Raw genomic sequence first — 13,864 nt, forward strand, 5'->3', positions numbered from 1 at the left:
TCAATACCGGATACGGGGATCGAGCGCGGCATAGGCCAGATCGATCAGCAGGTTCATGATGAAGATGGCCAGCGCCGACACCATGATCGCCGCAAGCACCACCGAGAAGTCGCGCAGAAGGATGGAATCGATCATCAGCTTGCCGATGCCGGGAAAGCCGAAGATCGTCTCGATCACCACCGCGCCGTTCAGGATCGCGGCGGCCTGATCGCCGATGACGGTGATGACCGGCAGCATGGCGTTGCGCAGCCCGTGGACGAAGATGATCGGGCGGGTGCGGACCCCCTTGGCCCGCGCCGTCTTGACATAGGCCGAGGACAGGACCGTGATCATCGATCCGCGCACCACCTGCAGGATCAGCCCGAAGGGCCGGATGAACAGCACCGCCACCGGCAAGACCCAGTGCAGCGCCGTCCCCGTCCCCGAGGTCGGCAACCAGTGCAGGTTTACCGCAAAGATGACGATGGCCACGATCGCCAGCCAGAAATCCGGCGCCGATGCACCGACAAGCGAGAAGAAGGTGGCGATCCGGTCGAAGATGCCGCCGACCTTGAACGCCGCCAGCGAGCCGATGATGATTGCCGCGACCGTCACCAGCGTCATGGTGATGAAGGCCAGCCACAGCGTCCATGTGAACGCTTCCAGCACCACCTCCATCGCCGGGCGTGCCTGCCGGATCGACTGGCCGAAATCGCCGCGCAGCAGATCGCCGACATAGCGGGCGAACTGCACGATCAGCGGATCGTTGAAACCGTGCAACTCGCGGAACTGTTCGCGCGCCTCAAGCGAGGCGTCCAAAGGCAGATACAGGTTTGTCGGATCGCCGGTCAGGCGCGACAGAAAAAAGACCAGAATAACAAGACCGACCAGCGATATCGCGCTGGCGAGTGCCCGTTTGCCGATGAACGTCTTCATGGAACTCCTTCCCCCTTGGGCTTTGCCGGATACGGATCGGCCAGCCCACCCCCTGCGATGCGATGGCCAGCACCTCCTCTGGCCACGATGCGAGCGGCGAATCATCGACGCTCAAGTGATATATTAGTATCTTTGTGGAATTTGTGAACCCGTTTTCAGGGCCTGCGCGATCTTCCACGGATCACGCCTCCCGTTGCGACCAGCGCGCCAAGAATGATGATCCCCGCACCGATCCATGTGTTCCAGGGTGGAAACTCGTCAAAGAACAGATAGGCAAGGACCGCGACGACCGGCAGCCGAAGATAGTCCAGCGGCGCCAGAAACGATGCCTCGACCAGCGAGAAGGCCCGCGTGATCAATGACATGTTCAGCGCGCCAAGAACACCCTGAGCAGCCAGAAGCGCCATCTGTCCCGGCGTCGGCGTGACCCAGACCGGCAGCGCGGCGATCAGTCCCAAAGGTGCCATCGCCAGCAGGTTCCACGCGACCAGCCGGTCGGCGCTGTCGGACATCGCCATCCGCCTGAGGATCAGTTGAATCACCGCAGTCAGGATCGCGCCAATCAGCGCGGCCAGCAACCACGGATCGAAATTCGAGCCGCCGGGGCGGATGATGATGACGATACCCACGAAGCCGAACAGGATCGCGGTGATACGGGCGGGGCCAATGGACTCGCCCAGAAAGAACCACGCGCCGAGCGTCAGAAAGACCGGCATGGTAAAGGTGATCGCCGTCGCATCGGCCAGCGGGGCGTGGGTGAAGGCCAGAAAGAGCGCGACCAGCGACGCCTGTTTCAACGCCGCGCGCAGAAAGTGCAGCCCGCGATAGGGCGAAGCGCGCAGCTCTACCCGCGCGATGATCCATGGCAGCACCACGATCAGCCCAACAAAGGCGCGGAAGAAGGCGATGACCAACGGATGAACCCCGCCCGCCAACGACCGCACGATGACGGCATCCAGCCCCGCCAGAAATGCGGCAATAAGCATCGCCGTGACGGCCAGCCGCTGATTACTCGCCTGCATCCCCATCACGCGCCGAAAGACGCGCCCCCCTTTGGAAAAGCCCGGACGGTGGCCGTCCAAGCCCGCCGGACCGTAATCTAAAATATTAGTGTGTCAATATAATCATAGGACTGCATCGCCGTCTGGCAAAGCGATCCCCGCAACCGAAATCGGGCAAACGGCGTTATGCCTCGTTGGTTACGATCAGGACGAAGCAGGCGACATGAACGACCTTTCCTTTACTCCCGGTGAGAATTGCTGGCGCGTCGAGAAAGCCGACAGGTTTTCCGTCATCATCGACGGCGCTGCCTATTTTAGTGCCCTGCGCCAGTCGCTTTTGAAAGCGCGGCGGCTGGTCATGCTGATCGGTTGGGATTTCGACTTCGAGATCGAGATGCTTCCCGGCGAAAGCGATGCTGACGGCAACGCGCCGGACGGTCTGCCGAATGCAATCGGACCCTTCCTTGATGCGCTGGTGGACCGCCAAAAGGGGCTGGACATCTATCTGCTGAAATGGAGCGGCGGTGCGCTGATCGCTCCGGGCGGGGTTGCGCCGGCGTTGCAGGTGAAATTCATGTCGCCCGAGCAAATCCACCTTGCCTTCGACGGTCGCCACCCGATTGGCGCGTCCCATCATCAGAAGGTGGTGGTCATCGACGATTCACTGGCTTTCTGCGGCGGCATCGATGTGACCGCCGGTCGGTGGGACACGCCGCGTCACGCCAGCAACGATCCCTGCCGCGCCAATGCCGATGGCGATATCGCCCAGCCTTGGCACGATGCGACGACGGTGATGTCCGGCCCGGCTGCGGCGGCGCTGAGCGAGCTTTGTCGCAATCGGTGGGAGCGTGCGAATGACGCGCCGATGGATGAGGATTTCGACCCGAGCGTGCGGCTTTGGCCCAAAAGCGTCGAGATCGACTTTACCGGGATCGAGGTCGCCATCGCCCGCACCGAACCGCCAGAAAGCGACCGCCCGATCACCGCCGAGATCGAGCGGCTTTATCTGGACAGCATCGCCTCGGCCCGCGACACGATCTATCTGGAATCGCAGTATTTCGCGGCAGACAGCATCACCGAGGCGATCCGCCTTCGCCTGCAGGAACCCGATGGTCCGGAAATCGTGGTGATTAACCCCGACGAAGCGCAGGGCATGGTCGAGGATCGGGCGATGCATATCACCCGCAGCCGGATGATCCGGGAACTGTCGCAACAGGACCCACACGGGCGGTTCGTCATCGTCTATCCGGTGAACGATGCGGGCGAGGATATCTATGTTCATGCTAAGATCTGCATCATCGACGATTGTTTCCTGCGCATCGGGTCCAGCAATATCGACCGCCGCTCGATGGGTTTCGACACCGAATGTGACGTGGCGATCATTGGCGAGACGCGGGCGGACCGCAGGCGTATTCTGCAGATCCGCAACGGGCTGATCGCCGAACATCTGGGCGTCACCGCCGACGAGGTTCGGCAGGCGATCCGTCGACGCGGCAGCCTGATCGACGCCATCGACGCGCTGAACGACATCAGCGGGCGCGGTCTGCATCCGATCACTCCGCGACGCGAGGGGGTCTTGGGCCGTTTTCTGGCCGATACCCGTTTTTTCGATCCCCGCTATCGGCACAGCGCCGAGGCCCGGCTGGGATTCACCTCACGGCATGTGCTGATCGGCACTGCCGCGGTGGCCGCAGGTGTGGCGCTGTGGATGCGCTTGCGCAGAAAGAGGCGCGGAGACTAGCTCCGCGCCCATCATATCTGCGGCTGCAAACCCGTCTTTTGGGACAACTCTTACAATCTTCACACAAATCTGTTTGCTTTTTGCACATCGGCGCAGGAAGCTTTGTTGGAACACCTGACGGTGAGGGGAAATGTCGCACGAAAGTCCCTTTGGACAGCGGCTGGTGGATCGCCTTGACGATATGTCGCCCCAATTGCGACGTGCGGCGTTGTACCTGATCGAACATCCTCGGGAAATCGCGCTTGTCTCGATGCGCGAAATGGCCCGCAAGGCTGGCGTGCAGCCCGCCACCATGACCCGGCTTGCCCATTTCATCGGCGCGAACGGGTTTGACGATCTGCGAACCGAACGTGCGCAGTTGATCCGCCGCGCACGCTTCATCGGCGCACAGCCGCCAGACACGATCCGACTGGTCCAGAACTGCCCCGTCGCGATTGCCTCTGACGTGCTGGCGCAAATGGGACGACAAGTCGCACAACTTGCCGAGGCCGATAATCTGGCGCGGATCTGCGCCGCCGCGCGCGATCTGGCCGCAGCCAGCCGGGTGTTCGTGCCGATGATGTATCTGTCGAGCGAAACCTGCCTGCGTTACGCGCAGGCAATTCCGTCCATCGCGGGCAAACTGGAGCTTGCAAGCGCGCTGCAGGGTGGCAGCCGCGACCACGTCTTTCTGACGCTCAGCCTGCAACCCTATTCGCCCGTGGATCTGGAGATGGCCGAACGCGCGCATCTGCTGGGCGCGACGATCATCCTGCTGACGGATAGCGAAACATCACCCGTTTTCGCATTGGCCGATCATGCGGTGATCTGCCCCACGGGAAGCCAGCTTGGCGCGTGCGGCAAGCTAATCCCGGTGCTGGCCGCGATCGAAACGCTTAGCGCTGTGGTCAGACATCACGCCATGCAGACGCCGCTGCAGCACTAAGACCATGCGATCAGCGGACGAATGCGACCGCCGCTTTATCCCTTGTTATATTTCGCATCGACCTGATCGATGGCATCGACATTCCCGGCCGAGCGGCCATTCGCGTCGAAATTCATCGTCTCGGCCAGCCATGCATCGGCGATGGCCTTGGCAAGCTCGGTCCCGATGACGCGCGCGCCCATGGTGATGATCTGCGCATTGTTGGACAAAGCCGCCCGCTCTGCCGAATAGGTGTCGTGGGTCAGCGCGGCGCGGATGCCCGGCACCTTGTTGGCCGCGATGCAGACGCCGATGCCGGTGCCGCAGACCAGAATGGCGCGGTCATAGGTGCCCGCCAGAACCTCGTTTGCCACCCGGTCCGACAGATTGGCATAGAACGTATCAGGGCCCGTATCGGTGCGGCTGATTTCGGACACCTCATGCTTGTCCTTCAGATGGTCGGCCAGAACCTTGGCCAGACCTTCGCCCGCACTGTCACCCGCAATTGCCAGTTTCATATTCGTCTCCTTCAGATCGCAGCGGCGCAGCGCGCCAGAATGTCCAGATAGCCTTCGACCCGCCAGGCCGAACGGCCAATGAAAAGCCCGTCGATATGCGGGCAGCGGATCAGTTCCTCGCAGTTTTCCGGGTTGACCGAGCCGCCATAAAGGCAAGGCACTTTCCGCCCCAGAACCTCTTCCGCGACGGCGATGATTTCGGCCTGCCGGGCGTCGGCATAATCCGAGGTCGCGGGGATCCCGTTCACGCCGATGGCCCAGACCGGCTCATAAGCCAGCAGGATCGTCGCGCCCTTCTGCTGATCGCCGAGCTGCCCAAGCGCGCCACGAACCTGCGCCGCCAGCACTTCTTGCGCCCTGCCCGCCTCGCGTTCAGCCAAGGTTTCGCCAATGCAGATCAGCGGGATCAGGCCGTGGCGGACTGCGGCCTCGGTCTTCAGGCCGACCGTCTCATCGGTCTCGCCGAAATGCTCGCGTCGTTCGCTGTGGCCAAGCTCGACAATATCCAGCCGGCAATCCTTCAGCATCAGCGGGCTGACCTCACCCGTCCACGCCCCCTCATCCGCCCAGTGCATATTCTGCGCGCCGACCTTCACGCTGGTTCCGGCAAGGATGTCCTTCACCTCGCGCACCGCGGTAAATGGCGGAATGACGAACCGTTGGATGCGCGGATCGCGGCCTGCATCGGCGGTGGCCAGCGCTTCGGCGAAATCCCGCGCCTCAGCCAGCAGCTTGTTCATCTTCCAACTTGTGCCGATCCAGAAATCGCTCATGCCTGCTCCTTCGCAATGGTCAAACGCAGCCCGGCCCGGCGGATGGCCGCGCAATCTTCGGGCGGGGGGGCGTCGTCGGTGATGATCGCCGAGAACTCGGCCAGATCGGCCAGCACATGCAGGGCCGAGCGCCCAAAGCGCTGATGGTTCACGATCAGCACCGACTGCGCCGCCGCATCCATCATTGCGCGCTTCGAGCGCACCACGGCGTCATCCATGTGAAACGCCCGAAGCCCGTCCACCGCCGGGACCGAGATCAGCGCGATATCGGCACGAAGCCGCGACAGGCTCTGTTCGGTCACTACGCCGAAAAATCCGTTGAACTTGGCGTTATAGACCCCGCCAAGCGCGATCAGAGAAACCCGCGCCACGTCCTTCAGCCGGTCGATCACGGCGGCATTGTTGGTGATGACGGTCAGCGGCGCTTTCTCCAGCAGCACCCCTGCCAAATGCGCCGCCATCGAGCCATCATTGACCAGAACGCTCATCCCCGGCTCGATCAGATCGACGACCGCGCGCGACATCCGCTCTTTTCCCTCGCCGTTCTGCATGGCGCGAATGCGGAAATCGCTTTCAAACTGCGTCCCCGCCTCGACCGTCGCGCCGCCGCGCACCTTGCGCAGCAAACCGGCCTGTTCCAGGTCGTCCAGATCGCGGTGAATCGTCATCTTCGAGACAGCGAACCGCGATGCCAGATCCTCAAGATCGACAACCCGTGTCTTGACAAGTATGTCCATGATCGCCTGTCTGCGGTCTTCGCGTCTCACACCAACACCACCCCTTTGGTTCGGACAGAACCTAACACCAGAATTGCACATCGCAACATAAAAACTGTTAGATTGTGATTATTCGTTGTGATCAGACGCCAAAAAGCGTATGGCCACCACGTCAAGGAGGACTAAAATGCCCTTAGATTCGCCCAAAGATCCCACCATTGCCGCCAAGGCCGCGCTGGACCCTGAAAACTTCGCCTTGGCGAACTGCATTCGCGCGCTGTCGATCGACGCCGTGAACGCCGCCAATTCCGGCCATCCCGGCGCCCCGATGGGCATGGCCGATGCCGCTGCCGTCCTGTTCGGCAAGCACCTGAAATTCGACGCCAAGCATCCCGACTGGCCCAACCGCGACCGCTTCGTGCTGTCGAACGGCCATGCCTCGATGATGCTTTACAGCGCGCTCTATCTGACCGGCTACGAAGACATGACGCTGGATCAGGTCAAGAACTTCCGCCAATGGGGTTCGATCACCGCAGGCCACCCGGAATACGGCCATGCGAAAGGGGTCGAGGCCACCACCGGCCCTCTGGGTCAGGGGATTGCGATGGCCGTCGGCATGGCGCTGGCCGAGCGTCAGCTTGCCGCGGAATTCGGCGACGATATCGTCGATCACCACACCTATGTCTTCCTTGGCGATGGCTGCCTGCAGGAAGGTATCGGGCAAGAGGCGATCAGCCTTGCGGGCCATCTGGGTCTGGGCAAACTGGTCGTGCTGTATGACGACAACTCGATCACCATCGACGGCCCCACCTCGGTCAGCTTCTCCGAAGACGTTCCGGCCCGCCTTGCGGCTTGCGGCTGGCATGTCCAAAGCTGCGACGGCCATGACGGCAAAGCTCTGGACAAGGCGATCACCGCCGCCAAGGCCGAGACCGGCAAGCCCTCGCTGATCGCGATGAAGACCGTTATCGGCTTCGGCTCGCCCAACAAGGCAGGCAGCTATGCCGTCCACGGCTCGCCGCTGGGCAAGGATGAGGCTGCGCTGACCAAGGAAGCCCTTGGCTGGACCGCCGCGCCCTTCGACATTCCGCAAAACCTGCTGGACCAATGGCGCGCCATCGGCGTGCGCGGTGCGAAAGAGCGTGAGGAATGGGAAGCCCGCCTTGCCGCGAAACCTGCCGAGGTGAAGGCCGAATTCATCCGCCGCGACGAACGCAAGCTGCCCGAAGGCTATGACGCCGCCGTCAAGGCTGCGCGCGATGCCTTGTTCGCCGAGCCGAAGAAAGCCGCGACCCGCAAGGCCAGCCAAATGGCGCTGGAGCCGCTGACCGCTGCGGTGCCGGAAATGATCGGCGGTTCCGCCGACCTGACCGGCTCAAACCTGACGCGGGTGAAGGCGGTGGACAGCCAATATACGCGCGAGGCTCCGGGCCGTTACATCGGCTATGGCGTGCGCGAATTCGGCATGTCGGCGGCGATGAACGGGATCAGCCTGCATGGCGGCTTCATCCCCTATGGCGGCACCTTCCTGGTCTTTTCGGACTATGCCCGCAACGCGATCCGCCTGTCGGCGCTGATGGGTCTGGGCACGATCTACGTGATGACCCATGACAGCATCGGCCTTGGCGAAGACGGCCCGACCCACCAGCCGATCGAGCATCTGGCTTCGCTGCGCGCCATCCCCGGCCTGACCGTGTTCCGCCCGGCAGATACGGTCGAGACGCTGGAAGCATGGGACATCGCGATCCGCAACCGCCATGTGCCGTCGCTGATGGCCCTGTCGCGTCAGGACGTGCCGCAGCTGCGTCTTGAAGCGGGCGACGAGAACCTGACCGCCAAGGGCGCCTATGTCCTGCGTCAGTTCGGTGAAGGCCGCGACGTGACCCTGATCGCCACCGGCACCGAAGTCGCCATCGCGGTCGAAGCCGCCGAGGCGCTGCATGCCGATGGTGTCAGTGTCGCCGTCGTCTCGATGCCCTCGTGGGAGTTGTTCGACGCCCAGCCCGAGGACTACCGCAAGGCCACCCTTGGCGACGCCCCGCGCATCGCCATCGAGGCTGCGGGCAAGTTCGGCTGGACCCGCTATGTCGCCAGCGAAGACGATGTGATCGGGATGACCGGCTTTGGCGCCTCGGCTCCGATCGACCGGCTGTATCAAGAGTTCGGTATCACCAAGGAAGCCATCGTCGCCCGCGCCAAGGCGCTGAGCGGCAAGTAAGCTTTGCGACCGGGCGGGATCGATTTCCCGCCCGGTCTGCTCTTTTCGGGCAAGATGGGTTGAACGACCGCCCTGCTCAGAACGGCATCGGATGCGATTTGTGCAGCCGGTCTATTGCCTTCACCAACTCCTCTGGCAGCTTCACATCCAGTCCGGCGATCAGGTGGTCAAGCTGCGCGACATTGGTCGCGCCGATGATCGGGACCACCTCGAAAGGTCGGGTCAGTTGCCACGCAATCGCCATATGGATCGGGTCCATGCCATGTTCCGCGGCAAGGGCGTGATAGGCCTCGGTCGCGTCTTGACCCCGCGCGGTTTTGCGCCCGCCCAGATTGCCCAAACCGCCAGACGCCTTGTCAACGGCGGCGCGGCTGGCTTCGGGCATGGCTTTGTCCACGTATTTGTTCGTCAGCAGACCCGCCGCGAGCGGGGAATATGACAGCAGGGTCACATCCTCATTCACCGCCACCTCGGCCAGATCGGTGTCGAAATGGCGGAAGAGAAGTGAATATTCGTTTTGAATTGCGGCGACGCGCGGTGCGCCCATGCGATCCGCGACATCGCACCATCGGGTCAGCCCCCACGCGCTTTCATTGGACAGACCGAAGGCGCGGATCTTGCCGGATTGCCGGGCGTCAGCCAGCGCGCCAAGAACATCGGCCATATGGTCCAACGTCTGCTGCCGTTTCTGGCCCGAGGGGTCATAATTCCAGTTCTGCCGGAAGGCGTAGCTGCCCCGGACCGGCCAGTGCAGTTGGTAAAGATCGATCCGGTCGGTTTGAAGGCGCTTCAGCGAGGCATCGATGGTCTGGCGGATCGTCGCGCCGTCGAAATCGGCGCCGTCACGCACCATCTGGCTGGGGCCGGTGATTTTCGTCGCCACCTGAACCCGGTCGCGGATACCGGGAAGGGCAAGCCAGCGGCCAAGGATTTCCTCGGACAGACCGATGGTTTCGCGGCGGACGGGATTGACCGGATACATCTCGGCGCAATCAAGAAAGGTGATCCCGGCATCCAGCGCAAGGTTCACCTGGCGATGGGCATCGGCCTGATCGGTCTGATTGCCAAAGGTCATGGTGCCAAGGCAAATCTGGCTGACCTCAACCTCGCTGCCGCCCAGTGTCACGCGCTTCATGCTCTGCCCCTTTTATTATGTCTTTAGCGGTTTGAAACTAAGGCAGATCGGCGGTGAGGAATACCCCCACGGATAACCCCGGCAAAGATAGAGCCCGCCCGGAAGCGAGGTGCCGAAGGCACCGCCGGGCAGTGACCAGCCGCCCCCCGGCTGGGCACTTTGGTGAGGTCAGGCGCAACAGAACTGTAAGACGGGGTGGCACGATAAAGTGCCAGAATACATCTGTCGCCGTGCCCATCCGCGACTGGTCAAAGCCCTCTGCTTTCGGGAAAGATCAGGCGCGCTGATAGCCCAGCGACGAGGCGATCAGGTGGCGGGTGTAATCCTGTTGCCCCTCGCCCCGGCGCAGCGCATCCACGTCCATCACCTCAAGAATGCGGCCATGCTGCATCACCGCCAGACGGTCGCACATATGGCCGACGACCGACAGATCATGGCTGACCATAACATAGGTGAGGCCATGTTCCTGCCGGAGATCGCTGAGCAGGTTCAGGATTTCCGCCTGCACGCTGACATCAAGGGCGCTGGTCGGCTCGTCCAGAAGCAGCAGGCGCGGCTCGGCGGCAAGGGCGCGGGCGATGGCGACGCGCTGACGCTGGCCGCCGGAAAGCTGGTGCGGGTAGCGGAAACGGAAGCCTCGGCCAAGGCCCACATCTTCGAGCAGTTTGGTGATGCGGCGGTCGATATCGCCCATGCCTTGCAGGCGAAGGGTTTCGGACAAGACCGCATCGACGGAATGGCGGGGGTGCAGGCTGGCATAGGGATCCTGGAACACCATCTGCGCGGTCTTATAAAAGGCGCGGTCGCGGTGGCTGCCGGTGACGGCTTTGCCTGCGACCTCGATGCTGCCGGACCATGACGGGATCAGCCCGGCAATGGCGCGCAGGATCGTGGATTTGCCAGAGCCGGATTCGCCGACAAGTCCGAAGGTTTCGCCGGTGGCGACGGTAAAGCTGGCGGATTTCACCGCGTCCACCCGGTCCGGCGGGAAGCCGAACCAGACATCCAGATTTTCGACCCTCAGCATAGGTGGTTCCGCCTGGATCCGGTATTTAGGCAACGAAGAAGCGGCATGGTCACAGCCCTCCGGGAAAGTAGGTTTCCAGCTCCGCATCGCGCCAGCTTTCCTGCCTTTGCAGAACCGGCAGGCGATCCACCGGCGCATCGAGGCGCGGCAGGCTGTTCAGCAGCCCTTGCGTATAGGGGTGGCGGGCGTTGTGCAGGTCTTTCGCGGCAAGCGTCTCGACGATGCGGCCCGCATACATGATCAGCACCCGGTCGCAGAATTGCGCCACGAGGTTCAGGTCGTGGCTGATGAAGATCAGCCCCATGCCACGGTCGCGGACCAGACGGTCCATGATATTCAGAACCTCGGTCCGCACCGACACGTCCAGCGCCGAGGTGGGCTCATCCGCGATCAGGATTTCCGGATCCGGGGCCAGCATCATCGCGATCATGATCCGCTGACCCATCCCGCCCGACACCTCGTGCGGGTAGGATTTCAGCACCCGTTCGGGATCGCGGATCTGGACCGCCTGCAGCATTTCCAGCGCCTTCTGACGGCCTGCGGTCTTGCCGCCACCTGCATGGAGGCGATAGGCCTCGATGATCTGGTCGCCGATGGTCATGACCGGATTCAGGCTGAACTTGGGGTCCTGCATGACCATGCTGATCCGGCTGCCCCTGATCTTGCGCATCCGCCGCTCTGGCAGGTTCAGGATCGACTGATCGCCAAGGCGCATATGCTCCGCCGTGACCCGCCCCGGCGGGCGGACAAGGCCAAGGATCGCGCGGCCGGTCATCGACTTGCCGGAACCGGATTCGCCGACGACGCCAAGTCTTTCGCGGCCAAGGTCGAAGCTGATGCCGCGAACGGCCTCGAATATGCCCTGACGGGTGGGGAAGGTGACGCGGAGGTCGCGGACGGAAAGCAGCGGGGTCATGACTTGCCGCCTTTCGGGTCCAGCACGTCGCGCAGCCCGTCGCCCAGCAGGTTGAAGGCAAGGCTGACGATGAAGATCGCAAGGCCCGGCATGGCGGCGACCCACCAGAAGTCGAGGATATAGGTGCGCCCGTCCGAAATCATCGCGCCCCATTCCGGCATTGGCGGCTGCGCACCGAGCCCCAGAAAGCCCAGCCCCGCTGCCGACAGGATGATCCCCGCCATGTCGAGCGCGACCCGGACGATCAGCGACGAGATGCAAAGCGGCCAGATATGTTTGATCAGCAGCCGCATCGGGCCGGCGCCTTGCAGCCGGGCGGCGGCGATATAGTCGGCGTGGCGGATGGTTAGCGTCTCGGCCCGGGCAAGGCGGGCATAGGGCGGCCATGCGGTCAGGGCCAGCGCAAGGACCGCGTTGCCGATGCTGGCGCCAAGTGCTGCGACGAAGGCCAGCGCAAGGATCAGCTTCGGAAAAGCCAGAAAGATATCGGTGATCCGCATCAGCACCTGATCGACCCAACCGCCCGCAAAGCCCGCGACGGTGCCGATGAACAGCCCAATCACCGGCGCGATCAGAGCCACGGTGCCGACGATGAACAGCGTGATCCGCGAGCCGTGGATCAGCCGCGACAGGATGTCCCGGCCAAGGTGGTCGGTGCCCAGCCAATGTTCGGAAGAGGGCGGTTGCAGTCGCCCGGCGAGGTTCTGGGTGAACGGGCTTTGCGGCGAGATCAGCGGCGCAAGGATCGCGATGCCGATCAGCAGGATCAGGATGATCAGCCCGAACATCGCCAGCTTGTTGGCGCGGAAGGTCAGCCAGCCCTGATAGATCGCGCCCAACCGTGCCTGACGGCGGGTTTGCGGCGCATCGGTCAGCAGCCATTCGCGGCGGGAGATGTGGGTGTCGCTCATTTCGATCTCGGGTCCAGCACGCGATACAAAAGGTCGCTGAAAAGGTTCAGCGCGACGAAGCAGACGCCGACGACGACCGTGCCGCCTAGGACGGCGTTCATGTCGCCCGACAGCAGCGCCTTGGTGATGTATTGGCCAAGACCGGGCCATGAGAAGATGATCTCGGTCAGGACCGAACCTTCCAGCAGCGAGCCAAAGGACAGCGCGATGACCGTCACCAGCGGGATCGAGATATTGCGGAAGGCGTGGCGCCAGATCACCGCACGCTCGGACAGGCCCTTGACCCGGGCGGTGGTGATATATTCCGAGGAAAGCTGTTCCAGCATGAAGCTGCGGGTCATCCGGCTGATATAGGCGAGGCTGAAATAGCCCAGCAGCGAGGCAGGCAGGATGATGTGGCTGAAGGCGTCCTTGAGCGCGCCCCAATCGCCTGCGATCAGCGCATCGACAAGGATCAGGCCGGTCACGGTGGGCACCATGCCGTCATAGATGATGCCCTGTCGTCCCGGTCCTCCGACCCAGCCAAGCATGCCGTAAAAGACCAGCAGTCCCATCAGCCCCAGCCAGAAGATCGGCATCGAATAGCCGACCAGCGCCACCACCCGCGCGATCTGATCAACGATGCCGCCACGGCGGGCCGCGGCGATCACGCCCAAGGGGACGCCGACAAAGACGCCAATCAGCGTGCCTAGGGTGGCAAGCTCCAACGTCGCGGGGAAAACGCGCTTGATATCGTTGATGACAAGCTGCCCGGTCGAGATCGAGCGTCCGAAATCGCCGGTCAGAACATCACCGATATAGGTGGCGAACTGGATATAAAGCGGCTGATCAAGGCCCATCGCCTGATAGGCCGCGTCATATTGCGCCTGCGTGGCACGCTCGCCGACGACCTTCAGCACCGGATCGATGGGCATAACCCGACCGATGATGAAGGTGACCAGCAACAGCCCCAACAGCGTCAGGATCAGCGACAGCAGGGTGCCGCCGATGCTGCGGGCGCGGCGGCGACGGGCGGCGCGGCGATGCGACGGATCGGGGGATGGCGGCGGGGTCGCTCCCCGCGCGCCAGTATCAGGATTGCCCCGCGCG

Annotated in this window: 13 protein-coding genes; 3 read left to right on the forward strand and 10 right to left on the reverse strand. The window is 63.0% G+C overall.

Going from position 1 to position 13,864, the window contains the following annotated elements:
• Both JJJ17_RS08775 and JJJ17_RS08780 read right to left on the reverse strand, forming a co-directional pair.
• A complete protein-coding gene (locus JJJ17_RS08775; RefSeq protein WP_200685506.1) occupies nt 1-915 on the reverse strand; it encodes an ABC transporter permease in 915 nt (304 codons plus the stop codon).
• 155 nt (nt 916-1,070) lie between these two features.
• Nucleotides 1,071-1,997, reverse strand: coding sequence for a DMT family transporter (locus JJJ17_RS08780; RefSeq protein WP_200685508.1), 927 nt, complete (start codon nt 1,995-1,997; stop codon nt 1,071-1,073).
• A gap of 142 nt (nt 1,998-2,139) precedes the next feature.
• Between JJJ17_RS08780 and JJJ17_RS08785 the strand changes: the two genes are divergently transcribed.
• Together JJJ17_RS08785 and JJJ17_RS08790 are read left to right on the forward strand one after the other, a co-directional pair.
• A complete protein-coding gene (locus tag JJJ17_RS08785; RefSeq protein WP_200685510.1) occupies nt 2,140-3,657 on the forward strand; it encodes a phospholipase D-like domain-containing protein in 1,518 nt (505 codons plus the stop codon).
• Nucleotides 3,658-3,787: 130 nt separating this feature from the next.
• Entirely contained in the window at nt 3,788-4,582 is a 795-nt protein-coding gene (locus tag JJJ17_RS08790; protein ID WP_200685512.1) for a MurR/RpiR family transcriptional regulator, read from the forward strand.
• Between the two features lie 35 nt (nt 4,583-4,617).
• Here JJJ17_RS08790 and derI read toward each other — a convergent pair whose 3' ends face one another.
• Genes derI through JJJ17_RS08805 form a run of 3 tightly spaced genes read right to left on the reverse strand, consistent with a single transcriptional unit; the run spans nt 4,618 to nt 6,670 of the window.
• Complete coding sequence (gene derI / locus JJJ17_RS08795) at nt 4,618-5,079, reverse strand: D-erythrulose-4-phosphate isomerase (RefSeq protein ID WP_200685514.1); 462 nt, start codon at nt 5,077-5,079, stop codon at nt 4,618-4,620.
• Between the two features lie 11 nt (nt 5,080-5,090).
• Nucleotides 5,091-5,852 (reverse strand): triose-phosphate isomerase, encoded by a 762-nt coding sequence (locus JJJ17_RS08800; RefSeq protein WP_200685516.1) that lies wholly within the window; start codon nt 5,850-5,852, stop codon nt 5,091-5,093.
• Entirely contained in the window at nt 5,849-6,670 is an 822-nt protein-coding gene (locus JJJ17_RS08805; RefSeq protein ID WP_267911105.1) for a DeoR/GlpR family DNA-binding transcription regulator, read from the reverse strand. Before JJJ17_RS08805 ends, JJJ17_RS08800 begins: the two co-directional genes overlap by 4 nt.
• 85 nt (nt 6,671-6,755) lie before the next feature.
• Between JJJ17_RS08805 and tkt the strand changes: the two genes are divergently transcribed.
• Complete coding sequence (gene tkt / locus JJJ17_RS08810; protein WP_200685520.1) at nt 6,756-8,786, forward strand: transketolase; 2,031 nt, start codon at nt 6,756-6,758, stop codon at nt 8,784-8,786.
• A 76-nt stretch (nt 8,787-8,862) separates the two neighbouring features.
• On the opposite strand, the gene JJJ17_RS08815 is transcribed toward tkt, so the two are convergent.
• From JJJ17_RS08815 to JJJ17_RS08835, 5 genes are all read right to left on the reverse strand, one after another.
• The gene (locus JJJ17_RS08815; protein WP_200685522.1) at nt 8,863-9,921 is read right to left on the reverse strand and encodes an aldo/keto reductase; all 1,059 of its coding nucleotides are present in this window, start codon (nt 9,919-9,921) and stop codon (nt 8,863-8,865) included.
• A gap of 274 nt (nt 9,922-10,195) precedes the next feature.
• A complete protein-coding gene (locus tag JJJ17_RS08820) occupies nt 10,196-10,948 on the reverse strand; it encodes an ABC transporter ATP-binding protein (protein ID WP_200685524.1) in 753 nt (250 codons plus the stop codon).
• A 49-nt stretch (nt 10,949-10,997) separates the two neighbouring features.
• Nucleotides 10,998-11,864: an ABC transporter ATP-binding protein gene (locus tag JJJ17_RS08825; RefSeq protein WP_200685526.1), complete on the reverse strand. Its 867-nt coding sequence runs from the start codon at nt 11,862-11,864 to the stop codon at nt 10,998-11,000.
• On the reverse strand, nt 11,861-12,775 hold the full coding sequence (gene nikC / locus JJJ17_RS08830; RefSeq protein ID WP_200685528.1) for a nickel transporter permease: 915 nt from the start codon (nt 12,773-12,775) through the stop codon (nt 11,861-11,863). Before nikC ends, JJJ17_RS08825 begins: the two co-directional genes overlap by 4 nt.
• Complete coding sequence (locus tag JJJ17_RS08835) at nt 12,772-13,764, reverse strand: ABC transporter permease (RefSeq protein ID WP_200685801.1); 993 nt, start codon at nt 13,762-13,764, stop codon at nt 12,772-12,774. The genes nikC and JJJ17_RS08835 overlap by 4 nt, the downstream gene beginning before the upstream one ends.
• Nucleotides 13,765-13,864: the final 100 nt, after the last annotated feature.

The sequence above is a fragment of the Paracoccus caeni genome, from assembly GCF_016629665.1.
GTDB lineage: Bacteria > Pseudomonadota > Alphaproteobacteria > Rhodobacterales > Rhodobacteraceae > Paracoccus > Paracoccus caeni.

Coding starts and splice junctions, on each gene's coding strand:
- JJJ17_RS08815 (WP_200685522.1), bottom strand. CDS start 9,921: ATGAAGCGCGTGACACTGGGCGGCAGCGAGGTTGAGGTCAGCCAGATT.
- JJJ17_RS08825 (WP_200685526.1), bottom strand. CDS start 11,864: ATGACCCCGCTGCTTTCCGTCCGCGACCTCCGCGTCACCTTCCCCACC.
- JJJ17_RS08775 (WP_200685506.1), bottom strand. CDS start 915: ATGAAGACGTTCATCGGCAAACGGGCACTCGCCAGCGCGATATCGCTG.
- tkt (WP_200685520.1), top strand. CDS start 6,756: ATGCCCTTAGATTCGCCCAAAGATCCCACCATTGCCGCCAAGGCCGCG.
- JJJ17_RS08820 (WP_200685524.1), bottom strand. CDS start 10,948: ATGCTGAGGGTCGAAAATCTGGATGTCTGGTTCGGCTTCCCGCCGGAC.
- JJJ17_RS08805 (WP_267911105.1), bottom strand. CDS start 6,670: ATGTGCAATTCTGGTGTTAGGTTCTGTCCGAACCAAAGGGGTGGTGTT.
- nikC (WP_200685528.1), bottom strand. CDS start 12,775: ATGAGCGACACCCACATCTCCCGCCGCGAATGGCTGCTGACCGATGCG.
- JJJ17_RS08790 (WP_200685512.1), top strand. CDS start 3,788: ATGTCGCACGAAAGTCCCTTTGGACAGCGGCTGGTGGATCGCCTTGAC.
- JJJ17_RS08800 (WP_200685516.1), bottom strand. CDS start 5,852: ATGAGCGATTTCTGGATCGGCACAAGTTGGAAGATGAACAAGCTGCTG.
- JJJ17_RS08785 (WP_200685510.1), top strand. CDS start 2,140: ATGAACGACCTTTCCTTTACTCCCGGTGAGAATTGCTGGCGCGTCGAG.
- derI (WP_200685514.1), bottom strand. CDS start 5,079: ATGAAACTGGCAATTGCGGGTGACAGTGCGGGCGAAGGTCTGGCCAAG.